The sequence below is a fragment of the Flagellimonas hadalis genome (assembly GCF_007785775.2).
Classification (GTDB): domain Bacteria; phylum Bacteroidota; class Bacteroidia; order Flavobacteriales; family Flavobacteriaceae; genus Flagellimonas; species Flagellimonas hadalis.
Map to the genome: position 1 here is coordinate 29,907 of NZ_VNIK02000016.1, position 24,570 is coordinate 54,476.

The following is a 24,570-nucleotide window of genomic DNA, read 5'->3' on the forward strand; positions in this document are numbered from 1 at the left end:
CTCAAATTTTCCGTTTTTGGTGGTATCAACCATCCGGCTCATCCATCTAGCCGAGACCTCACTGTCCCTTCTATTCTAGCTTGATTTAATTATTGGGAAACTACTATATTTATAAATAATTGATTATCCGTTCGTAAACATACGGGGCGAGGTCGTTGGGCGTAATTTGAGACCACTTAAAACACAGAAATGAATAAAAAAATAACAATTGATAACTATTTAGACAACCATTATATTCATCGAAGTAACTGGTTAAGAGCAGCTGTATTAGGAGCGAATGATGGAATAATTTCTATTTCAAGCTTAGCTATCGGTATTGCAGCAGCAAGTGCAACAAGAGAGCCTACAGTTTTAGCAACAGTAGCTGGACTTGTAGCGGGAGCTTTATCAATGGCGGCAGGCGAATATGTTTCGGTAAGTTCACAAACTGATACAGAAAAAGCCGATATAGAACGAGAAAAAATTGAACTCAAAGAAATGCCGGAAGAAGAACTGAACATCCTGGCACAGATTTACGAAAAAAGGGGGCTGAAAAAGGAAACGGCAAAACAAGTGGCAATTGAACTGACCGAAAAAGATGCATTAGGAACGCACATTAGAGATGAATTAGGGATTAACGAAATTAGTCAGGCAAACCCTATTCAAGCAGCGTTGGCTTCTGGGGCCTCTTTTACAGTTGGCGGAATACTACCTCTTTTGGTTGTCTTCTTTGCTCCAGTGAAAGGAATGGAATATTGGCTGTATGGTTTTACTATCATTTTCTTAATAATTCTTGGGACAACATCGGCTAAAACTGGTGGTTCAAGTATTAAAAAAGCAATTTTGAGAATTACTATTTGGGGAACAATCGCAATGGTACTTTCTGCATTAGTCGGCTACCTTTTCGGAGTAAATGTTTAATTTTAAAAAACAATAAATAATTATGAAAGGAGGACATTGGTGGAAACGCTGGGCATAGTATACCACACTCGCCGGATAAAATTGAGCATCGCTATATATACAAGAAAAAGTTGATTTTCAAACCACTAAGACCAATTATCGGGTGGCTCAAATTTTCCGTTTTTGGTGGTATCGGCCATCTGGCTCATCTAGTCAGGGATCCCTCTACGGTTGCTTTCCTGAAATCTGACCGGGACTGGCCGAAGGTCATAGCCTTGTTTTCCAACCATAGATTGCGGTAATGGGAATAGTCCTTTGTTCGTAAGACCACCTGAACAGGTGTTCTGGGAAGTTTTGTGCCAAAACGGAACGAATCACTTCGCACCCTTGCGGAATATATGGTTTCTTTCGTCAAAATATCCTCCATATATAATACCGTTCCATTTACAATACCATTTGTCCTTCCCACAAGGGAAAATTCATTTTTTTCCTTTTTACCACAAGAAACCATGGTTAGGATAAGCAGTGCAAAAATTGTTCGTTTCATCCTGATTTTCGTTTTGTTCGGTCAACTACCTGTCGGTATTGCCATGAAATAGCTCTTTGAGTTTTTTTTCCAATTTTTCCCCGCGTATGAACTGGGCAATGACGGTACCGTTTTCATCTATCAAAAAATTATCAGGAATGTCCCGTACCCCATAAATCATGGCAGCCTCATTGTCATTCCCCTTTAAATCACTGACATTTTTCCACAACAATCCGTCTTGTTCAATGGCCTTTTTCCATTTTTTTTCATCGGAATCCAGAGATACCCCGAGAATTTCAAATCCCTTGTCGCTGTACAACCGGTACTGTTCCATCAATTCCGGGTTAAAACTTCGGCAGGGGCCACACCAGGAGGCCCAAAATTCGACCAGGGTATATTTCCCCATTATTTTTGAAAGTGATACCATCTGCCCGTTGCTATCCTGCTGGGTAAAATCAACGAACTTATCACCGATTTTCAGGTTTCTGTTCTTGTCTATAAATGTAGCAATGGATCTGCCCTCTTCTGTAGACTGCAAACCAGGGGCCAATAATGCAAATACCCTAGCGGTTTCTTCACCTCCCATTAATTCCTTTGACCAATTCAGGCGGGTAAGGCTTTCATAGGATCCAGGATAGTCCCGAATAAATTTGTTGTTGATATCGATTTCAACATGCTGCATCTGTTCATAGATCACAAAAAGGGAATCCCGGTTATTGTCCGTTACCAATGCCTCAAGACTTTTCATTTCTTTATAAATGGAATCCTTTCTTTCCAAAAGAAGTTCAGATTCCCTCTGTGTTTCGGAACCGGTTATTTGTGCCTCTGAAAACTTTCCTTTTTCCCCTATAATGGTAATTTCATTGTCCTCTAACCAAAAGGTTTTGTCATCATTGCTGCTCATGATCCGTAAATGGGCCAATGTTGGACGGTTGACCTTTCCGACAAATGAAAATGCTTCGTTTATGACCACTGTAGAGTCAGCAACTGTCGCCGTATTGGGGTAGAGATATAATAAAATCTTAGTGCTGTCGACCACATTCCTTGCAGTACCTCGAATGTTATATCCCTCTGTTTCCAGTTTATCCCGACAGGAAATAGACAATGTCAATAATATGGATACAATTAAAAAACGCATTTTTGCTGTTTATATATTACTTGGCCACCATTTGCTTAAAGATATTGATTTTTGATGCCATCCCCATAAAGGGAGACTGTTAATAGGTAGCTTCACGGCCACACAACGTCATGTTATGGACTATCATCAGCCAGGTGGACTGTTTGATAATTCGTAAAAATGGGGGTTCCGTTCCTATCAAATTCGCTGGTTTCCAGTTCAATTTCACAATGTTCCCTATTGAACGTGGCATCGACTGATTTTAATGGGGTAAGACAATGGATCAACAATGAGTCCGGGTCACTCTCTTTAGTTGAAACAAGATAGATATAGCGTTCCGATTTTTTCAGATCGAGCAGGCTTTTATAATGGTGCGATCCTATCTGAACGGATTCAATTTCAATAATGGTGTCCTTATAAATGGATAGGTAGTCTTCTATTTGGTTTTCATAATTGGTGGTCCTGGGTAAGCGGCCAAGGATACAACCGGCAGTTGTATTTACTTGCGGGACCTGTTTTGTGGCCGGTTCGGGAGTTTTACAGCTATTGATAAAAAGTAGTAAAACTAAAAAATAATGATATTTCATTCTGCGATTTTGATTTGTTGCAATAATCCTGTTGTGTGTTTGACTTTGGGATAATGAATAAACGATGTTTTAGGCGAATGGGATAATTATTGCCCTTCTGACACCTTATATTGTTGTCCGCCAGTCTACGGAGCATACGTCCGTTATGAGACGACTGTTATATTGGACCTTCTCTATTAAATGTCAAAGAACCTCAAGGAACCAAAGAAGATGAAAATATCAGAACCTTAAGGGGATATCGAACTGCTCGGAAAATACTGCAAAACAGAGAACTGGGGCAATTTTTTAAACAATTCGATACTAAAGTCCGAAAACTTTGTTCGTGAAAATCGAACCAAATATAGCCAGACAATAATTGTTTGATTTACAGATACTTATTTGCATAAAAAAAGGAGAAACCCATTGATTGGTTTCTCCTTAAGTCGGGGTGGCAGAAACCACATCCGATTTATAAATATTTAATTATCAATGCATTGACACCTTAATCTTAAAGGCATTCCCGTTAAGAACACGGAAAACAAAAAACAACTTTTGAACACAAATTTTTTGTGCAATAATTATTTTTAAATATAAAACAAAAATAATTCTTTAAATATAATAATAGCAGACTATTTAACCATTAAACTAACCACTGAGTGAGCGTTTTTCCTTCACAGACCATTGCATTTTTTAAATCAGTTTCAACAATATTCGCTACACCTCTGTCCGTAAATGTTCTATTTAAAGAAGATAAAATTTGAGTTAAATTATATGGGCCTCTAGAAACAATCCTTAATCTTTCAGCTTGTGAATATTGCTGTGGTGGTGAACCAGAATCCATTGCATAATCTACACCCTCTCTTTTCCAGAAAGAAAGTGCTAACTTTGGTGATGTTATTGTATTCGTTCCTTCATTATCTATTTTATATAAATTACCAGCTAAAGTAAATTCAGCCTCATAAGTAATTGCCGGTAGTGCAATTTTAAATACTTTATTTTTCTCAATCAATAAATCGATTTTAGGTAAATTAATTTTGTTTAAATCATCAACAACCTTAAAAGCATCCAATAAATCATTTTTGTAAATTGGACTCTTAATATCATTATGCGACATTGGGTTGAATAGAATTGTTTTATACTTTTTTAAACTATCAATGAGATTTATAGGTGGTTGAAGCTCTAGCTCTTCATAGTATATTCTCAATCTATCAATAAGGGTTTCTAGATTTGGGGGTTTTATTAATCCTCTTACTTTCTCATTTACAGTATAATAATCAGGTAATTTTTCTAACAAACTTTGTTCTATAACCTTTCTTAAATAATTTGCCGCAGCAGGAAAATCATAAGCATCGAAATAGTCTTCAGCTCTTTCTAAATCTCCCTTGTCATTATCTATTATTACGGGACCATTATCACCTTTATAAAATTCAAGGAATTTCCAATCTCTTAAGTGAACTTTTGCTACTTCATACCAATGCCTGTCATAAGTAGTAATAAACAATTGAAACCCCCTAAACAGTCTTTTACTTTCTTCAACACCATTTTCTTGAAGTAATTCCAACAACTTCAAACGGTTTTCATTGTCCAAACCAATAAGGATGTCATCAAGGAATAATACTTTCAAATCCCCTGAAAATTTTGCCTGCCTTAATATTGCACCTAAAAAAATGCTAATTGCTATAGCAGATAATTTGGCTTCATTTAAGGTGAAATGAGGTTGCTTATTTTCTAAAGAAGTACCGTTGTTAGTTACTTTTAGCAATATTTTTGGCCAACCATTAACATTTCCTTTATTATCTATCTGAACTGTATTCCTTAATAATTCTATTTCTAAACCTGGCGCTAACCTAGTTAGTATTTGATTAATCTCTGGACCCAAATAATCAGGATTACCAGTTAAAAACAATTTATTTAGAGCATTGTTAAGCAAATCTGCTTTAGCTTGAACAGCATATTGTTTCTGTCTAAACTGATTAAAGTCCCCTGTACCACGAGCTACTGTTTTTTTACTCTCCAAAATCACTTCATCCCATAAGGTTTTAAGCTCAATACCATTTGTTATGGTTTGTGATTTGAAATGTTTTAAAACTCCATTAACGATTAAATCGAAAACATCAATTTTATCTTTAATCTTAACATTATGAACTGCCATTAAATTTTTATACGTGATAAAACTCTTTAATCTGTTACAGTCTGTAATTGATACCACGTTTGTGGTTTTTGTACTCTCATTTAAAGTGAATTTTGCATTACCATCAAACTCAACTTCAATAGCACAATCAGTTTCCCCATCGGTTAAATATAAATTACGCAATTTTGCCATATCAATATTTTCAACGCTTGATTGAAAAAAATCTTTAAGCGCATAATAAACCGAGCTTTTACCACTGCCATTTTCACCATAGATGAATACATTTTTACCACCGACTTTAATATTTTCTGAACGCTGAAAAGCCTTGTATTTATTTATGGTTATATTTTGAATTTTCATCATTAACTTACTTTAGCTCCTTTAGATTGGTTATGATGCACACATAATAACTCTCCATTTTCTAAAATAGTTTGACCTCCTTTAGCGTGTGGAAAAACGTGGTCAGCTTGATAATTTGACCAACTTACTCTAGCTTCTTTTTCGGGTTTACCTTCACGTAGGCACTCCTGACATAATCCTTTACCATCACGATAAATTATGATTCTTTGTAACTCTGAAAAGGCTCTATTTTCATCTTTTTCTTTTAACTCAAAATTCTTATCTCTTAAATACTCGAAAAAGATTTGTCTCATAATTCTATCTCTGACTTCTAAATCGTGTTCTCCTTGCTGCCTACGATTACTAAACGTCAACATATCAGTATCTTCAGAATCTTCGTAAGTTTTCCAACGCGTATGAAAAGCATAAATAAATTCACGAACTGTATTTTTGGTATCATCATCTAACACATAATGCATTCTTAAATGACGAATGAGCATATATACAGAAATGATGAAATACTCTACTGAAAACTCCTTTATGCCGTTTTTATCGTCTAACATTGGGTCATCTTTAAAAATATCGTAGAATACTTTTAAATTTTTACGTACCGCAACAGCTTCATTATTATTCTCGAAAGTATAATCTCCTATACCATTAGATGTTTTGGCTTCTTCAATAAACTCTGTTATTTTTTTATCCCCTAGTTCTGCATAACCACCATTTTTTTCAATAAGAAGAAACCTCGCCATAAATTGTAAATGCTTCATTCTATCATTATCTACATTCAATAGTTTGAAAAATGGCATTTTATCTGGATTACTATCTATTGGCTCGTATTTGTTATAATCAAAGGTTAAGTCATCAGCATATTTTACTATAAAATTTCTACTTAAACTTGATAATTGCGCGTGTGCAACTTCCATATAGTTTAAGGTTTCCCCTTGTTGTAACCTCCAAAAAATCTCGGTAGCAATAATTTGGTGGTTTACATTATTTGGTTCATCGATGTTTAAAATAACATCGGCTTGGTAGGTTAAGGATCTATCAATAAACTTTCGGACTTCTGAATTAAGGTCTTTATAATATTTACCTGCAATACCTTCACCTAAATCTGCCAATGTTTTAGGTAATTTGTATTTGTTTTCAAAGAACTCCTGTACAGTGGTAATTCGTTGTTGGCCATCTACAATTTCATTAACTGTACGTTCATCACTTAATCTTACTCTGCGAATAACTAACTTGGGGATGTAATATCGCCTAAACAAACTATCCATTAGGGCTTGTTTCTTTTTTACCTTCCATACTGCTTTACGTTGGTATGGTGGTCTTGTTACAAACTCATCTTTGTATTTATGAAAATCTTCTATAGGAAAGCTTTCTGGAACTATTGTATATTCTGTCTTTGGATTAAATGCCATTTTTTAATTATTTTAATGCCTCTCTAATAATACGTACCTCTTCTATACTATCTAAAGTTTCTATTGCATAGCGTACGGGATGGTCTGGGTGATATAAACGCTCATACTCGCTTTGTATAACGCCTAACTTTTCTTCCTCGCTTATACCTACTGTAATAGGTTTTAGGTCTGAAAGGTGTTTAAGAATCTCTTTTTTATAAAATTTCAATTCAGTAGGAAAATATAATTCAAACACCATCGCATCGATTAATTCTTCAAAAAAATCAAATTGCGACCTAAAACCTTCTTTATGAGCAAGTGTTTTAAGGTATAAATAAGGGATTTCAAAAATGTTAACTGTCTCACTTGTTGGGAGTAGCACAGGTATTTTGTCGAAATAATCTCCAAACCATTTAATTCCGTCCTTACCCCATATTACTCCACCAAGCACAAAATAGAAATAGACTATTCTTGAGTTGAGGATTGCGCAATAATATTCAAGATTTTTTCCGACAGCAAAGGATGTAGAGTCAATAGAAAATTCACCGTTTTCTGAAATAGCAAAGGAGTTTATATTCGAAAGTCGCGTCCAGATAATTTTTCTTTTTGCAAAAGAATCATAATACCTACATTTCCTCAGTTCATACCATTCCTTTTTCCCTTTTCTAGCCTCATAAACATTACTAAGTTTTTCTTTATAATCAGACAAATACTCAAATACTTCTGGATAGTTTCTTATTTTTATTCCTGAATAAGTGTAAAACAGGAAATAATTATGCTCTTTACATTTCCACCTTTTGATTTCTGCGCCTTTGAAAACTGGCTTTAAAATTTCAAAACTTTTTTCGTTTTTAAATACAGAAAATGCTTTTTCTACAGGTATTAAAAAGACATTGTTTAATCCAGTAGTAATGCCTCTGTTTATTGATAAGTCTTTCACTTTATTTAAGGGAGTCCCTTGCCCGATTATTTTTTCCCTAAGATTTAGGATGGTTTCATCATAAAATGCCCATTGTGAAGAATTATAATATTTACTATCAATTATTTTAGATTGTTCAAAGAGTTGATCAATAAATGAAACGTTTGTATTATAGCTATTGAATTCTCCAGCTCTTAATTTTCCCTTCCTATATTTATTGTTTTCTACAATGGTAATTATGGTCCCCACATTGGCCTCTTTAAATACCTCTACCTTGTTAAGATTTATGATTTGTTTTAAGTTATATTCAGATAAAAACTTTCTCGTTGACTCCCCATAATTTGTAAAACAAAATCGATTTGAAGTTATATATGACAATATTCCATTTACAGGTGATGACAATTTTAAGCCTTGCTCATAAAATAAGCTATAAATATCTCCAGACCTTACAAATGTTCTAAAGTTTTGTAAACCATAATATTTCAATAAATTGGAGGAAATTCTTTCTTTATCCTGTAACTGAACATATGGTGGATTACCAATCACCACATCAAAACCACCTTTTTCACGCCATACTTCAGAAAAGTAGAGCTTAAAATCAAAATCAATTTTATAACCGGCAAAAGTTTCGGCTGTACCTAAAAGCTCTCTTATTTTAGTGTTTATCTTGTTACGTAACGTTTTTTTGCGTTGCTCGTTAGTAACTGTATAAAACTCTTCCTTTAAAGTTTCTAACTCTTTTTCAACCTCCAAATCTCGCATTGTGCCATCTGGCATACCTATTAACGAGTTACCACAAACAATTTTATAATCCAGGTTTGGTAAAGTTTCTATGGGTTCTAAATCGTCTTCATCTACCACTAAAGAGAGCCATAAACGCAAACGTGCAATATCTATAGCAGAACGGTCTATATCTACCCCATAAATACTTTCTTGAATAATGTGCTTTTTTAAGCGGTACACATAACGACTTTCGCTAACGCTTTCTCGTTCGTGAAAGTCAAACTCCTTTAATTTATTATTTAAGTAATTGTAGCTTAAATGTGGTTTTAATATTAATTGTGCAGTTACCAACTCGTGTAACAAACCAACAGGAAATGCCCCAGAACCAATAGCAGGGTCGCAAATGCGTATTTCGGTTAATTTTTTATCAATAACATCGGCATTATTACGCACACTTTCTGGCAATAAGAATTTGTAGGTTTTGGTTTCGCCACGCTCTGCCACTCGTACATCGTTTTCTAATGCTAAATGCCCTTCGCGTATGTATTGCTCAATATCTTCTTTGGGTACAATAATTTCATTAGTTTCTGCTTGTATAGTTTGCTGCCCTTTTTCACCCTGATTTCCAGACATATTTGCTTGGTTATTACCTAACTCTTGGTAAGTGTTATTGTAATTATTTAGTGCATTATCTAAATAATGTATCAAGCTTTCTTGACACATATAGTGTACAATTTCACGAGGTGTATAGAATGCTCCTTTACTTTTGCGTTCTTTTATCTCTAGCATATTTTCGAAGACTTTCCCCAACATTTCAGGGTCTACCGCCACTTCTTTATCAAGAGGTTCGTCTTCTTTTATGGTGAAGTTGTAACGGTCAAACACATCGAGAATACCTGTACCTATATCTCCAGATTTGTTTTTCTCATCGTTACGGAATAAATCGGTTGGAATACTAATGTTGGCATTTCTCCAATCGTATTGTGCTTCAAAAAGCCCTCCATTTAAAAATGGGATACGGCAATTGAAACGTGGGTAATATGAATTTTCATTATCCCGTTCTTTTGCCAATGCTTCATAGAACAAATATTGTAAATAGTCTTTAAAGAAGTTTTTATTTTTTTCTAAAGACTCATCAAAAAGTTGTTGCAGAAAATGTCTTTTACCTGCACCCCATCTTTCATTTTTAGGTACACCTAACCAACCTTTTTTCTGTAAGAAGTATAAGAATACTATTTGACCTAATAACTTTTTAGTAAAGCCTGACGCATCTAATTGGCTGTCTTGAAAAATAGATAAATCTTGTTTTTCAAAATACTCATAGACTTTAATGTATAAGCTTTTGTATTGTTCAAAAAACTCATCGGTTACACGTTCTATACTAAACGCTTTTTCTAACTCTGAAATGGTTGGGTTATTAGCAATATTTTGTAAAAGCGGTAATAATTGCGTTTTTGCGGTATGCGATTTCTCGTATTTACCAACTAGAAAGGAATAACGCTTTGCAGGTGTAAACTCCTTACGCATTTTTACTTTTTGCTTTTCTTCATCTAAATAGGATTGATGCTCCATTTTTATAAAAGAAAAACGCCAGTCGAATCCATCATCTTCTTTAGAATAAAACGCCACTAAAGCATAGTCTTTTTCAAAATTATTAAGATGCTTAATCACAAAGTTTCTTAATGCCGTTCTGGCTCTTTCCAGTTTAGAAACATTTTTTACTTGAACAATCAAGACATCTAAAGCTTCGCCTTCTGGGTCTATGTATTTACCAATGCGCTTATAATAGCTTACGTGTTCGCGTTGGTCTTCCCAAATGGTATTGCCACTATATTTATTCGGTTTTATTTCAAAGTCGTTTAATAGGTTTTGAATGAAGTTTGTAAACTGTGCTTCATCAAACGCGTTGTTAAACGTTTTATCAATTAGGTTAATAGCTGAATTTTTATCCATAATTACTTATTGGTAATATATCCTGAAAGAATGACTTCTCTTTTCTGAAATTTTTTATTGTCCTTGTTGGTAATATCCAACTGAATACGACCATACTTGCGTAATACTTGCAATACCTGTAAAGGTTCTATCACTTTTTCCAATTCTTTTTTTACAATTTGAGCCGTTTTCTTTGCCATTTTACCTTCTTTAAGCGTTGCCTTTACTGCCGTTATAAATTCTTCATCGGTTTCAGTAAAGCCTTTAAAGTTTTTAAATAGCTTATCTTTTATGATGCGGTCTTCAATGTATTTAGCATTAGAGCGTCCTTTGTTACCACCTGTTTCTTCTTTAGATGTAGTGTCGAGCGTAAATTTTGCTCTGTTGGTTTGCAACATTGTAAAGAAGTTTTCGGGGACTTTAGCTCTTGGCGTTTTTGGTGTACACTCCAATTCTTGAACAGCATCGAAGAAAGTCACCTCATTAGATTTACCACTTTGAAACTGATAGAACTTTTTGAGTTTGCCAATACGGAAAAAAGTTAGCATTGTCTGTAATTCAACATCATTATTATTAAAACCACTACGAGCCTTTTTCGGTAGCTTTTTAATACGCTCGAATAAGTCGGCTTCATTATCTCTAATGTTTCTAATGATTTCTAAATATTTTAACTCGGAATCACCTACCTCATCTTCTCCTGAATACGCTTTTTTATTGTTTAAGGTGTTGAATAACTCTTGACTGCCAAATTCTTCACCATCACTTAAATATTTAGCATCTTCTCCTAAAATATCATGAAACATTTGAATTTTATTTGTAATGTTTACTTCTAGTCCTAAATGCGCATCAGAATGCGTAGTTGGGAAAAAGTTGTAGATGTAGACAAAAGGGAACGCACTACCTAAACGGTTTACACGACCAGCACGTTGTAATACACGTGTTGGGTTCCAAGGTAAATCGTAATTAACCAAGACATTAGAACGATGTAAGTTGATACCTTCTGCTAATACATCAGTCGTAATTAAGAAATGGATATCATTAACCCAGTCTTTCTTTTTTCGGTTTGGGTCGTAGTTACATTGAATAATATCTCTTGACACATTGTGATTGGATAGCAAAGTATCGTTAGTATGTCTACCACCTTTACTTGAAAAGAACATTACTTTTTCTGGAAATTCTTGTAATAAAGCTTCATATAAATAATCGCCAGTTTCTTTAGATTCGGTAAAAATGACCAGCTTATTTTTTTTAAGGGTTTTATCGGTTTTTAAAGTTTCGATAAACTTTTCCAGTTTAGGGTCTTCATCAACTTTTGACCATAACTCGTTTATGCCTTTAAGAATATCAAGGTCTTTTTGAAGTAATTCAGGGTAATTTTTGGTAAAGTCATCTGATTTGTATTTATGCGCTTTATCTTCATTTACCAACTCTTCTAGTTTATCAATATCGTCGTTTTCCAACAAATCATATACATCTACTTTTTTACTAATGTAGATTGTACCTGATTTATACATATCGATAAAATTCTCATAAGACTTAATAAAACGCGTAATACTCATTCGGAAGGCGAAAAAACTACTTTCTAAACGCTTTACGAGAATACCTTTCATAAAGCCACCAACGTTACGTTGTTGTTGCTTTTCAAACTCGGTTAGCTGTTTGTTTCCTTTGTAAAATAACAATGGTGTATATCGAGCATAAGTAAACTCTAACAGTTGTTGAATGGTAGATTTAAAGATATTTTCTAAATCCCCTTCATATTCATATACAATTTTACTGGGGTCGTTTAGTGTTGGGAATACTAAACCCTGTTTTTGCATATCGTTTTTAAAATAGGTCATAACATCATTACGGGTACGACGTACCATTACATAACGTAATACGTTGTTACGAATGTCATCTGATATTTCTTTAATAAGATGTTTGTATTCTACGTCTGCCTTATCTACTTTATTCAAACGTGTACGTAAACCTGCAAAATACTTTTCAAGATTCACTACCCCAGGAATGGTTGAGTTTTTTGGCGACTGAAATAATTTAAGTTGAGCAAAAATATCGTTAATGGTATTGTTAAGTGGCGTAGCGGTAACAAGAATTACTTTTTTGTTGTTACAAATCTCTAATAAATCTGCGTAGGCTTGAGTACCCTCATTTCTAAACCTGTGCGCTTCATCCACGACGATATAATCATACCTCTCTGTGCCTTTTTTAAGAATGTGAGGTAATTTACCTAGTGATTCTACTTCAAAGCTTCTAATACCAAAATCAAAAAGAGAATCCTTCCAATATTCTTTTAATACAGGTGGACAAATCACTAATGTTCTACCTATTAACTGTTGTAACAATAAGGCTGTAATAAACGTTTTACCTAAACCTACTACATCAGCTAAAAAAACTCCGTTATACCTATCTAGTATTTTTTTTGCTTGAATGGCCGCTTGACTTTGGTATTTGAGTTTCATAAATCCATCAGGTAAAAATGGGTCGAACTCATCTTCTAGATTTATATCTTCTTCAAGATATTCGTAAATTAATTTTAAGTACAATTCATAAGGTGTGATATTTTCACTTAACCAAGTTTTATTTTCAATAGTATCAATAAAATCTTCTGAAATATCTACAGATTCAGCCCATAATTTATTGAATTGGTCTTCAGCAAATAACACATCTCGTTTTGTTCTTAACTCTACATTAAATTCACGATTTGCAATTAATCCAGATTCAGAAAAATTACTTGAACCTGTAATAACAAATCCGTAGTCTCTATCTTCTGGTTTAAACTTTCCGATATACACTTTAGCGTGTATGTTTTTAGACGGATAAGCTCTTATTTCTAATTTTTTACCATTTCCGTGATATGCTTTATCTATTTCAGGGTCTAAACAATCTGCGTTTAAGAACGCTATGAATTTTTCAATACCCTCTTGTAGTTTGTTTTCAGGTTCTTCAGTATATTCAATTTCTTCAAGTAAATTCTTTTGATATACTTTCTTGGTTCTTTTATGTGATTCTAAATCCAACATCGCCATTTCTTGGTGATGTGAAATAATATCATAAGAGTCCTTATCTACATTTAACCCTACCAGTATCCTAATTTTCTCTAAAGGTTCAAGAGAGTCATATAATCTATGAAAACCACTTAACCTGAAATAGCCAACTAACACATCGAACAATTGTGTATCACGTAAAGTTGATTTGAATCTATTTAATAAACTATGACCTTCTTCATTAGTAAAAAACGTTAAGTCTGTTTGGTCTATATTTGACATATTATTTCTTCTTCAATTAATTCTCTATTAAAAGATCAGTCACTTTTACGTTTAATATTTCTGCTATTTCATAAAGTACCTCCAAACTTGGTTGAGTACGATTCTGGACATAGGCATTTACCGAATTAAAGCTTTTGCCGAGCTTTTCCGCCAACCATACTTGTTTAATGCCCTTTTCTTCTAAAACTTCTTTAATACGATTCATAGGAGAGTTTAAATTCTAAATATAGAATTTACTTTGTATAAACACACCGTTTTACTTTGTGTTTTTATCAGGACAATTTACCTAACCACTATTTGCACAGTGATATTTAAACTTTGAAGTGATTTAGTTGCGGAAAGTAAGCTTTAAAAGGCCTTCAATTTTTTAAAGTTATAAATTTATTTTCGAGGCCTCGAATTCAAGCACCTTCTTTAAAATAAGAGAGCCCACGCGTTGTATATGCAGTTAGCATTTAGTGAGTGTCATTGACCTCACCTTACGGGTGTACAAGCACCCTCCATCGGTTTTGTTAATCAATTATAACTTCGAGACCTGCTTTATTGGCCTTATATTTTATTTTGGTAATCAAATCACAATAGCTCCAATTTCTCATCACAAATCCCTCTCCCTTAGCAATCTCAGTTTTTTCCTCCTGATTCAAAAGTATGAGAGTTGCTGCCCTATGTTTAACACAAAAATCGATCAACCTCCGGCTATAGACATGCAAACGGTTATGGACATATTTACGTTCCGTTTGACCAAGTCTTTCAACTGCCTTTAGTTTTCTTTTGATTCCCTTACCCGATTTGGAATAGGTTGCACCGATCTTTGCCCGTCTGTGTGCAGATTGTATCGCCAGTCTTCTGTATAAAAATTCTTCCTTTGTGCCAATGGTAAGCCTTGCCCTCCCAACCTTTACGACAATGGGATATTCAAGGGACAGAGAGGCTTCTGCAATAATCTCAGGTCTTAGGTCATGGTTTTCTTTTTCAATTTCGAATACTGCCAATAAGAAAATCTTGCCATCTTTTAGCTTTATGTGTGATGTGCACAGCTTAGTCTTGCCCTCCATTACCCGCTCCAACAATGTCCGTTTATCCGTAAAATCCTTTCCCAAGTAGGTTTTAAATGGAATTTGAAATAATCGGAAACAAAAGGCTTTTTTCTCATCGTTATAGGATAATCCACTCATACCCTCCAAGTCAAAGGGAAAGGCCATATCCCTTCTGAAATTTTTCAAAGAACGTTCACCGTTCCAATACTCTGGTTGGTTCTTCTTAAAAGAGGAAATCAAGGCCTGGTTCAAATTGGACAATATGTTTGTGGGGATTTCTCCTTTGAAACGGTCTGATACCACTCGATAGGTAGTGTTTATTCTAGAACGGTTAAGCATTCCTTGTTCATCCTTCTTTTCATCAGCCAATTTATATTTTATCCCCTCTGATAGATAAAAGAATTCCCTTATCATTTCCTGAACATAAAGGTGGGTCACTATAAGGTTGGCCGCCCTAAAGCATCGGTTCTGCCACTGGTAAAGTTTATCCAAGGCCTCTTTTTTCTCTTCCTTGGTAGGGAGGTCGATCAGTATTTGGATCTTTCGAGTGAGTTTTAGGGTTGACTTTTCCATACTAGGCTGATTGCAATTGATGTTTTGCTTCCATTAGCCTATAGGCTATCATGAATTCCTGATGCACCTCCTTTTGGGAGAGGTTAAGCTCATTGGCTATTTTGGAAAAGGAATATCTTAGTTCACAACGCATTTTAAGCACCCTTGTCTGCTCTGCCGTCATCTCGCCTGTAAACTTTATCTCACCCGTATTGTTATTTCTGGAATCGAGCCTACTACCTTGATGAAGGATGTTTTTAATGTCTTCAATAGCTTCCTTTATTTCTCTACAGGTTTCATTGATACTTTTCCCTATTACTTTGGAAATGGCTTTATATTGAAAGCCGTATTTTAAACAAAGATTGATTACATGTCTTTTGCTGTCATCCAATAGGGGCAGGACGCGTTCGATACTTTGGAACTTCTTTTGTTCCCCTTCCTGTAGTTTAACATTGTTATTGTCTTCAGCGGGGTCATACCCGACCATATAGTCTTGGTAATTCTCAAAACTCTCCAACGAGTGGACTTTCCTGAAAAACTTGTTCCTTGGGCGTATATAGTATGTAATGCACTCCCTTTTCATCACAAACCTCAGGAAAAAATAAATGTGCTTGGGTGATTCCAAACTGTCCCTATTAACCCACAACTTCAAGAATACATCCTGAACCAATGTCTCCACAACAAAACTATCATCGAGAAAGTTCTTGCCCAACCAGAAAATCTGTCTGTTATATTTTGTGTAGATTTCAGAAAAGGAAATGGCACAACCCTTTTTTAGGCGTTCATAGCATTCTTCTAGGAAATGTTGATTTTCCATTTATTTGTTTTTTTGAGATTCTTAGGTATTGATGAATTTCTTATTCTTTAGTTTGGAATTTTTCCAAGCTGAAATTTTCGTTTAAATTAGTCGTGTAGAAAAATGTAACCCACCACAACCCATTGTAAATTACCCGTATGAGGTTGTATTTTACCAAAAGGGGTAAACAAAGGAATATTTTAAATATCTTTAAGTTATGCCGACAGAGACAAAAACTAATCATATAGGAAGAAAGATTGCCCGAATCAGGGAACTCCAGGGAATGAAGCAAGAAACCCTAGCTGAGGAATTGGGAATCAGTCAGCAGAGTGTCTCAACCTTGGAAAAAAGTGAAACCTTAGAGGATAAGAAACTTGAAGAAATCGCAAAGGCGTTGGGAGTTACTAAAGAAGGTATCGAGAATTTTTCCGAAGAATCTGTTTTAAACATTATTTCAAATTCTTTCCATGACCAATCAGCATTAAATGCAATTTTACATCAACCAACCTTTAATCCAATTGATAAAGTAGTTGAACTTTATGAGCGTCTTGTTCAAGCTGAAAAGGATAAGGTTGAATACTTGGAAAAACTCTTGGGCAAGAAATAATTTCTTTCGGCCAACAACTTTTTTTGTCATTCCAATAAAAGTGTGGATGAGCCGAATTGTTGAGGCCACCAAAAACGAAAAATTTTAGCCATCCAATATTTGGTGGTAGTGATTTGAAATCCATATTTTTGTGTCGTGATTGAGGGTGCTCAATTTTATCCGGCGAAGGTGGTATATTATGTCCGGTTTATCCACACAAAGCCCAAGGCAATATCTCTTTGTAATAGCCACAAATTCAATACCCCCCTCTGGCAGGCATATTCGTCTAGCCTTCACTTTCAATTTTATTTATCTATATATTGAAAATAACTAAATGGTTTGCCGAAATAAATATCTCTTAAATGTTTTGGAATATCATCTATATCTTCCGTTTCCTTTTGTAATTTCTTTATCTTCCTTTTTATATATGAAATCTGTTGTTCTCTTGATTTGTCCAGTTTTTTCAGTTGCTTTTTTGATATAGTATTATTTGACAATAGAAAGAAGCCATTAGTCCAACATAATCCCTGATTAAAATCTTCAAGTTCATAATTATAGAGTGTCATTCTTCCAACTGACATTGAAATAAGGCGCTGTTGAAGGCTAAAAATAATTTGGTTTTGACTCTTCCTTGAAAATTTATCAATATCGGCTAATTCTCTATTCTTATCCATTCCCAAGGCATGTAAAATCCTTTGGGTTTCTTTAATTTGTTTTCTTATTTCTTTATTAATCGAACTCTTTCTAACCCGTATATTTCCCTTATAATTTATTTGGTAACCAACAAATGACAACCATGGAACATTGTTCACGCCTTCATGTTTATTGCCCCAGAAATAAGGTTCTTTCGATTTGAATTTCCAAAAAACCTTTGGTGATTTTTTGTAGTCCTGAATTTTTTCAGAATCATGGTATAACAAAAAATTATCTTTTATGCCTTTCTTGTATGTTTCAAGGGCTTTTTTACAAATCACCTTATCAGTATGAGCAATAACCATGTCATCGCAATATCTTACATACATAAGATTTTCATCCGTTCTAAGAACTTCTTCATCTATCTTGCTTAAAATGAGATTTGAAATGAAACATGAAACGGCGTTTCCTTGGGGTACACCTATCCTATAGTTGTTAACATAATCTTTATCGTAACATGTTTTTAAATAGCCGCCTACCCATTTAAATATACCCGGTGGCACTCCATTCTTTTTAAAATAGTTAGGATCAAGATTTTTAGGAAGGACGTCTTTATTGAAGGAATATGAATTTAAAAACAAATGAAACAATCTCATTGCCTTTGGTGAAATATCTATGCCATTCTTTCTTAGACGATTAATTGCCTCAATGAAAATCTTTTCTAAATGAATATGTTGAACCGTGTCAAAGAATTTTTGAATATCACATTCCGCTACCCACAGTTTTTTGAATTTTTTTTTATGCTTCAATATTCTAATAATTGAATCGTGGTGATTTGGAATTTCACCATTTCTTCTTGCTCTAAACGCATAAGAGCAATCCAAAAAGATATCATCAAACTTAACGGTAAGATACCTTGCAAAGGCCGATGTAATTATCTTATCTTCAATCTTATATTTGGCAATTGGTCGGTATTCAAAAATTCCGCTTTTCAACGATTTAGGTAATGGAAATATAGTCGGCTTGTCAATTTTATAGCCATTAGTTTCTATTTTATCGACCTTTTCCCTAATTGATTTACAAAAATCAGTCAGGTTTTGATACCAATTTTCAGGCTTCTTAGCTTTTTTTTCAACTAAGTATTTTTCGTGTTTGTATGACTTCCAAAGTCTGTGCTGATTTCGTTCAATACTATTGGTAAACTTTGTTTTATGCAATCTTTCGTATTGATTAAGCTTTTTCCAATTTCTTCTTGATGGAAAAATTGATTGTAAGAAAATGAACTCTTTATCAGTTTTCGGAATTGATATTTTATTTGTTCTATCATGTAGGCTTATATCTCTAATCATATGTTTTTTATGTCTTTGATGAGATATTCTTGCCCTATGCTTGCAGAGCATTTTTACAAGAGAAGATTCAGCATAATATTCTAAGAAATCGTCCACTATTGAAATAAGGCGTAAGCGTAGTAATCAATTTGATTGAGATACATGGCCATACAAAAAAATACAGCGAAGACCATTAGCATCAGGATTATTAGGTCTTGTAAATTGTTTCAGCACTTTCAAAGCAATAATTTACGCCTTACTCGCACCTAGGAGGTAAAACCTCCGTACCTGTTCAATATGATGAGAGAGTTCCCACCCTTCCTTACGCCTTAAATCAAAATGAACTAAATTTATTATTTTATTTTTTAAGTTTAAATATGAATGTTTCCAAATTCGATAATATTTATTCAAAACGTGCAATCCAGTCTGAATTGATGGGGGAACTTTTGGATATTAAAAAAGGAAAATACAAAAATATCATTGAAAAGTGTAGATATTTTACTTCTAAAAACAACTATGATTCTTACAATTCATTAAAAATAAAATTACCGTTAGTAACTTTTTGTGGAACATTTGTAAACGGCAGAAAGCTTGAACATTTAGTGCAATACAACAATTTGATGATATTGGATGTGGATCATATTGAAGCTAAAGACATATTTAAGTTTAAAAGAGAAATAGAGAGCGATAAATACACTTTTGCAGTTTGGCTATCTCCATCAGGAGAAGGTTTGAAAGCCTTAGTTAGAATTGATAGTAGTCCCGAAGAACACAGGGCAAGTTTTCAGGCAATAAAAAATTACTATAAATTAAATTACAACATTGAACTAGATAACAGTGGAAGTGATGTGACAAGACTGTGTTTTGTTTCATGGGATGAGAACTTGTATCACAATAATAATTCCGAAGTTTTTACTGATAAATTCAACCCAATAATAGAGCGCAAAAACAATAGAATAAAAACAACTAGAAAAAATGTATCACTTACAAAAAGTGCATACGCAACGGAAGGTCTGAATAAAAGAGAGCATAGAAGAATTATTGGGCAAATCATTAAATATTTGAAAAGGAAAGAATTATCAATTACTAATACCTTTGATGAGTGGTTTAGAGTTGCAGTTGCTATTGCCGCTACCTTTAGTTATGATCTTGGTGAAAAATATTATTTGCAATTGTGTGAACTAGATAAAGATAAGCACGATGAAATTGAAAGTAAAAATATCCTTCAATATTGTTATAACAATAGGAAGTTGGATTTACCATCAACAATATCCTTTGGCACTATAATTTTTTATGCCAAAGAAAAAGGATTTTTAACTGGAAAAGATAAATCATAATAAATGAGCGACTTACAACGTGCTTTTATTCATAAAATCGGCCATGTAGAATCTGCGAATAACAGGTATTCTTTTAATATTGAAAAATTCCTATTGTCTTTAAACACTTTTAGATTTACACGCTCCTTTCTATAAGTCTCTTTTTGGGAAAAAATTATATGATACCCAAAATCGGAAAGAAATCAATTACTCAAATAATCGAATTTCCAGGTTAGATCTAATTTACCAGTGAACCCTAATTCAATTGTCTTATGTTGCAACCCAACTCTATGTGCTGAGCCTACCATTAAAACAGCAGTATTAAATTTATTTTCATGAAAATTTTCAAGAATTAATTTTATCCAGTGATTTTCACGATAGTTATTCCAATTTACCCATTTAACATAGTCCAAAGTGAGTTCTCTATTGTTTTCTTTGGCTATTATTTCTCTCTCCATTAATGCCTTGTCAAAGTTGATTTTATCGTTTTTTTTACTATTCAAAAATTTGTATCCCTCTTTGTAAGTTTCATCTATTTGAATACGCGTTGCATTCTTATAATTCTCCATTTTTTCAATGATCCAATCAAAAATTTCATCAATGCGTTCATCACCTACAACAATACCATGAATATCAACAGGAACTATTTTAATGGAGTGGTCTGCTAAAATTTCTCTAATGATTTTTATTTCAGGAGGGTTAAATTTCTCCGTTGCATCTATCATTTCAGGAAATACCTCTGGTGCTGCTTCACAAAAAATTACCTCAGGTGAAATCTCCTCTATGATTTTGAGCAATTTTTCAGATGTACATGCCCCTTCTTCAACATGATAGGTTCCAATTACAACTACAGTGCTCATAAATCCATTAATTTGTTTTTTTAAGTCAATTGTTAGACCAACTGATGATTTTATTGTTTTTCACGAAAACACTGACAAAAATTCAATCAAAACATTAAAATCGTGTCAATGTGTCCTAAAATATCTATTTTCCATATACTGTAAGGTCCCACTTAAAGCCGAACTGTTTAAATATAGAACTATAATAGCCCCAAATCTTACCCCAACTTTTGCGCATGGATCCTATCGGGTTTTTGTAGTGTTCCGGTAGATAAGCGTAAAGCAAAAACACGATAGGGCGCACCTACTTTTTGGATTTCAATAACCCATGTCCTCACCTGTGCCCCTAGCTTTATCGATACCCCTCCCAAGTGCCTTTATAATCTTGGCCGCAATCTGCACTTTATTGGTCGGGATACTGGGAGCTTTGACCCCCATTGTTTTAAGTAGTTTAAAGGCCATATCCTTTTCCTTGGTGGGCAGTCCCATGACCTTGGCAAAGAACTTCCCCGGTTCCTTGGCATGGGCCTTTCTCCCTGCATAGGATTCCACATAGTTTCGTTTGAACCCCGTTGTTTTATCAAAAGTTTTCTCCGCTGCTTGATAAAAACTGTCCCTATCAAATCCCCTCTTGACCGTCCTTCCGTTCAGTTCCACTTCGGATGCCTTGTGCTTGGCCATTGGGGAAAGCGTATAGGTGTTCGTCACGTCCCTTCTGCTTACTATGATGTGGATGTGGGTCTGTGGCCCTTCCTTTTGCATCCCTGCGGCCACCAATTGTCCGTTCTGTTTATGCGGGGCCAATCTCGTTTGCTCTTTGATTCTTTTTTCAAGCTCCTTGACATTCCCGATGGATTCTCCACGCTCCACTTTCCGTATCTCGTTCCTGAGCCTTGCTATTTCTCCCCGGTACGGTGCATTCTCTTGCACCTGCTTATCAAATCCTCGATAGGTGCGTTCATGCTCTATCTTTGCATAATATTTCAAGTTTTCGGCCTTTACCTCTTGGTTGCGATGGAAACTCTTGGCATAGTCCTCCATGAGCTTCCTTGTGTATTCCCTTAGCATATTTGGATCATTTCCAATTGCCTGTAATTCTCTTTNATCCACATAGTTCCCTACACTGGAGTCGTAGGTGCTGCCCATTTTCTGTGCCGAGATGGTAAGGTACATAGCCGTTATCTTAAATGGTACTTTAATTTTTCAAACTCCCCGATGTCCATATTGACCCTGAGATAGGTCTTGCCCATCATGGGTTCCACCTTCTCCACATTGTTGAGGATTTCATTGCAATGCTTTTTATAGCTTTCAAATTCCTTTAGCATTCTGTCATGTTCTGTTTTCGGAACGGTATTCCTAGGCTCCAAAAAATCTATTCGCTCTTCCTGTATCTTGACGGGTTCACGTTTAGGTTTCCTCCCATCCTTTACATACGCCTCGTAAAGTATGAGCATCATTTCATAGGTCGGCCTGATACTGGTCTTTTCCATATTCTTGATAATGGCGATGAGCCTATCGAATTTTTTCATCATCTGACGCTCCAGCTTTTTGATACTGTCAACGATGATCTTGGTTCCCTCCCCAAAAGGATAAAGGTTGTTCTCCTTGAAGTATTGTACCATTCCATCCAATACCTCGCTATGGGACTTGTTGAACTGTTTGGAATAAGCGCGAAAGCGTGTGGCCGTTTCTTTATTTACGGTGATATTGGAATAACCTCCTGTCCCTTTCTTTGTTCTGCCGTTTGTTTTTTGCTTTTCCATAGGTGCGATTTTGTTTTTTCGTCAAATTGCATCAATTTTTGCGTCAAAAATTTCCAGTGTTTATAGGACTTCCCTAAGGGTTTACTGTAGATTTCGGAAAAGTCTACTGTAGCCCCTGATTTTCTACAGTATTCCAAAATCTATTCAATCAACTGGTTTTCAACTTGTTGAAAGCCCGAAAACAACCGTGATGGCGCAATCTGCGCATCACCCTCTTGCTATTCCCTACGTCCCGCAAGCGGGACTGAATGAATACTACCTAATCATCCTTCGGCTGATCGGCTTGTCTGCATATGTTCCATTAGATTCTGCATGTCCTCACCAATCTTGTGTTCCAGTACCTTTGCATAGATCTGGGTAGTGGACAGTTTGGTATGGCCGAGCAGTTTGGAGACTGTTTCTATTGGGACTCCATTGGACAAGGTTACCGTTGTCGCAAAAGTGTGCCTTGCTGTGTGGAATGTGACCCTTTTACGGATTCCACAGGCTTTACTGATCTCCTTTAGATAGAAATTCACCTTCTGGTTACTGAAAACGGGTAAAAGGATATTGTTTATTTTCCTTTCAGAAGATCCTTCATACTTCTTGATGATATCCCTTGCCTGAGGCAGCAATGGTATTTTGAGTCTTTCATCTGTCTTCGTCCTTGTGGTAAACAACCAATCATTGCCGTCTATTCCTTTGATAACATTGTCGGGACTAAGTGCTTTTACATCTATATAGGATAGGCCTGTATAACAGGAGAACAGGAATACATCCTTCGTCTTTTCAACGCCTTGTTTTGTGAAACTGGTTTCTTCTATGAGTCCAAGTTCCCTTTTCGTCAAATGTTCTCTTTGGGCTTTGACAAAGTGCAGTTTATAGTTCTCAAAGGGATCCTTTGAAAGCCATTCCATCCTTACTGCTAACCTTGACATTTTCTTAAGCCGTTCCATGTGCTTCATGGCCCCGTTATTGGTACACTTGGTACGGGTTGATGGCCTGTATTTTCTTAGATACTGTTCAAAGTCGGATATAAAACGGTAATTCAATTTTTTGAGCTTTATATCCTCCACACCATATTCCTCCTTTAAAAAGAGATTTATGCACCGTTCGGTAATATGGTAGTTCTTTCTGGTTCCGGGGCGCAATGAGGTGTGCATGGTTCCATTGTGGTAGGCAATCAATTGTTTCAATGTTTTACCCCCATCATCTTCCCCAAAGAACCTTGCTTTTATGGCTAAAGGAGTTATTACCTTCTCTTCCACCATCAATAGCCTATGGGCCTCATGTAGACCTGTATAAATATGGTCCAGGTACTTGTTAAGGGAGATTACATAACTGGAAAATCCCTTTCCCCTTTTACGGCTATTGTCCCATAAATTAGATTTAATCTCCCGATTTATGCTAAAATCGGTGCGCTCACCATCGATGGTGATCCTACAATAGACAATCCGGTTCTCGGATTGAACCTTGTGCTTCCTCGTAAAGAAATTGATTGTTAAACGATTGTTTTTCTGCATGTTGTAACCTTTTAGAGTGTGAATACTGTGAAAGTCAAAACACAAGAAAAATGGTTCTAAAAGTCATTTAAAGTTACAACAAGAACTGTAGGTGTTTGCTCCCGATGGGAACACGCTTGATATGATTTTAAATGGTATTAAATGAATTCAAACGATATGCTTAAAAACACAAAACACTGAAAATCATAAGATTAACAGTGTTTTGATTTTACTTAAATAAGTTAAGTCGGGGTGGCAGGATTCGAACCTGCGGCCTCCTGCTCCCAAAGCAGGCGCGATAACCGGGCTACGCTACACCCCGTACTAGTAGTTGGGAAAAGCGGAGAGACTGGGACTCGAACCCAGGCGACGGTTACCCGTCGACAGATTAGCAATCTGCTCCGTTACCACTCCGGCACCTCTCCTATTAATTTTTTT

At 35.2% G+C, this 24,570-nt stretch carries 18 protein-coding genes and 2 tRNA genes; 3 read left to right on the forward strand and 17 right to left on the reverse strand.

Annotated features, from left to right (window positions below; all coding sequences use genetic code 11):
- Positions 1-189 precede the first annotated feature (189 nt).
- The gene (locus FOT42_RS16580) at positions 190-900 is read left to right on the forward strand and encodes a VIT1/CCC1 transporter family protein (protein WP_151891639.1); all 711 of its coding nucleotides are present in this window, start codon (positions 190-192) and stop codon (positions 898-900) included.
- A gap of 184 nt (positions 901-1,084) precedes the next feature.
- Here FOT42_RS16580 and FOT42_RS16585 read toward each other — a convergent pair whose 3' ends face one another.
- From FOT42_RS16585 to FOT42_RS16630, 10 genes are all read right to left on the reverse strand, one after another.
- On the reverse strand, positions 1,085-1,426 hold the full coding sequence (locus FOT42_RS16585; protein WP_151891640.1) for a DUF4369 domain-containing protein: 342 nt from the start codon (positions 1,424-1,426) through the stop codon (positions 1,085-1,087).
- Positions 1,427-1,451: 25 nt separating this feature from the next.
- On the reverse strand, positions 1,452-2,543 hold the full coding sequence (locus tag FOT42_RS16590; RefSeq protein WP_151891641.1) for a TlpA disulfide reductase family protein: 1,092 nt from the start codon (positions 2,541-2,543) through the stop codon (positions 1,452-1,454).
- A gap of 113 nt (positions 2,544-2,656) precedes the next feature.
- Positions 2,657-3,109 (reverse strand): hypothetical protein, encoded by a 453-nt coding sequence (locus tag FOT42_RS16595; protein WP_151891642.1) that lies wholly within the window; start codon positions 3,107-3,109, stop codon positions 2,657-2,659.
- A 619-nt stretch (positions 3,110-3,728) separates the two neighbouring features.
- Positions 3,729-5,582: an AAA family ATPase gene (locus FOT42_RS16600; RefSeq protein ID WP_151891643.1), complete on the reverse strand. Its 1,854-nt coding sequence runs from the start codon at positions 5,580-5,582 to the stop codon at positions 3,729-3,731.
- Complete coding sequence (locus tag FOT42_RS16605; protein WP_151891644.1) at positions 5,582-6,979, reverse strand: HNH endonuclease family protein; 1,398 nt, start codon at positions 6,977-6,979, stop codon at positions 5,582-5,584. Before FOT42_RS16605 ends, FOT42_RS16600 begins: the two co-directional genes overlap by 1 nt.
- A 7-nt stretch (positions 6,980-6,986) precedes the next feature.
- Positions 6,987-10,553 carry an Eco57I restriction-modification methylase domain-containing protein gene (locus tag FOT42_RS16610; protein ID WP_151891645.1) on the reverse strand — a complete coding sequence of 1,189 codons (3,567 nt, stop codon included), beginning with the start codon at positions 10,551-10,553 and terminating at the stop codon, positions 6,987-6,989.
- A 2-nt stretch (positions 10,554-10,555) separates the two neighbouring features.
- A complete protein-coding gene (locus FOT42_RS16615; protein WP_151891646.1) occupies positions 10,556-13,801 on the reverse strand; it encodes a helicase-related protein in 3,246 nt (1,081 codons plus the stop codon).
- A 16-nt stretch (positions 13,802-13,817) separates the two neighbouring features.
- Positions 13,818-14,006 carry a helix-turn-helix transcriptional regulator gene (locus FOT42_RS16620; protein ID WP_151891647.1) on the reverse strand — a complete coding sequence of 63 codons (189 nt, stop codon included), beginning with the start codon at positions 14,004-14,006 and terminating at the stop codon, positions 13,818-13,820.
- Positions 14,007-14,313: 307 nt separating this feature from the next.
- Positions 14,314-15,411 carry a hypothetical protein gene (locus FOT42_RS16625; RefSeq protein ID WP_151891648.1) on the reverse strand — a complete coding sequence of 366 codons (1,098 nt, stop codon included), beginning with the start codon at positions 15,409-15,411 and terminating at the stop codon, positions 14,314-14,316.
- Between the two features lies 1 nt (position 15,412).
- Positions 15,413-16,207, reverse strand: a complete 795-nt coding sequence (locus tag FOT42_RS16630) for an RNA polymerase sigma factor (protein ID WP_151891649.1) — start codon at positions 16,205-16,207, stop codon at positions 15,413-15,415.
- A 196-nt stretch (positions 16,208-16,403) separates the two neighbouring features.
- Between FOT42_RS16630 and FOT42_RS16635 the strand changes: the two genes are divergently transcribed.
- A complete protein-coding gene (locus FOT42_RS16635; protein ID WP_151891650.1) occupies positions 16,404-16,793 on the forward strand; it encodes a helix-turn-helix domain-containing protein in 390 nt (129 codons plus the stop codon).
- Positions 16,794-17,077: 284 nt separating this feature from the next.
- Here the strand turns inward: FOT42_RS16635 and FOT42_RS16640 are convergent, their stop codons facing one another.
- The gene (locus FOT42_RS16640; RefSeq protein ID WP_192938428.1) at positions 17,078-18,754 is read right to left on the reverse strand and encodes a reverse transcriptase domain-containing protein; all 1,677 of its coding nucleotides are present in this window, start codon (positions 18,752-18,754) and stop codon (positions 17,078-17,080) included.
- Between the two features lie 356 nt (positions 18,755-19,110).
- Here FOT42_RS16640 and FOT42_RS16645 point away from each other — a divergent pair, with 356 nt between their 5' ends.
- Positions 19,111-20,070: a BT4734/BF3469 family protein gene (locus FOT42_RS16645; RefSeq protein ID WP_151891652.1), complete on the forward strand. Its 960-nt coding sequence runs from the start codon at positions 19,111-19,113 to the stop codon at positions 20,068-20,070.
- A 182-nt stretch (positions 20,071-20,252) separates the two neighbouring features.
- Here the strand turns inward: FOT42_RS16645 and FOT42_RS16650 are convergent, their stop codons facing one another.
- From FOT42_RS16650 to FOT42_RS16675, 6 genes are all read right to left on the reverse strand, one after another.
- Positions 20,253-20,909 (reverse strand): hypothetical protein, encoded by a 657-nt coding sequence (locus FOT42_RS16650; RefSeq protein ID WP_151891653.1) that lies wholly within the window; start codon positions 20,907-20,909, stop codon positions 20,253-20,255.
- 297 nt (positions 20,910-21,206) lie between these two features.
- Positions 21,207-22,061: a MobB family relaxase gene (gene mobB / locus FOT42_RS16655; RefSeq protein ID WP_151891654.1), complete on the reverse strand. Its 855-nt coding sequence runs from the start codon at positions 22,059-22,061 to the stop codon at positions 21,207-21,209.
- 5 nt (positions 22,062-22,066) lie between these two features.
- A complete protein-coding gene (locus FOT42_RS16660; protein WP_151891655.1) occupies positions 22,067-22,651 on the reverse strand; it encodes a BfmA/BtgA family mobilization protein in 585 nt (194 codons plus the stop codon).
- 263 nt (positions 22,652-22,914) lie between these two features.
- Positions 22,915-24,153: a site-specific integrase gene (locus FOT42_RS16665; protein ID WP_151891656.1), complete on the reverse strand. Its 1,239-nt coding sequence runs from the start codon at positions 24,151-24,153 to the stop codon at positions 22,915-22,917.
- A gap of 226 nt (positions 24,154-24,379) precedes the next feature.
- A tRNA-Pro gene (locus FOT42_RS16670) sits at positions 24,380-24,454 on the reverse strand.
- Positions 24,455-24,473: 19 nt separating this feature from the next.
- Positions 24,474-24,557 (reverse strand) — tRNA-Ser (locus tag FOT42_RS16675).
- Positions 24,558-24,570: the final 13 nt, after the last annotated feature.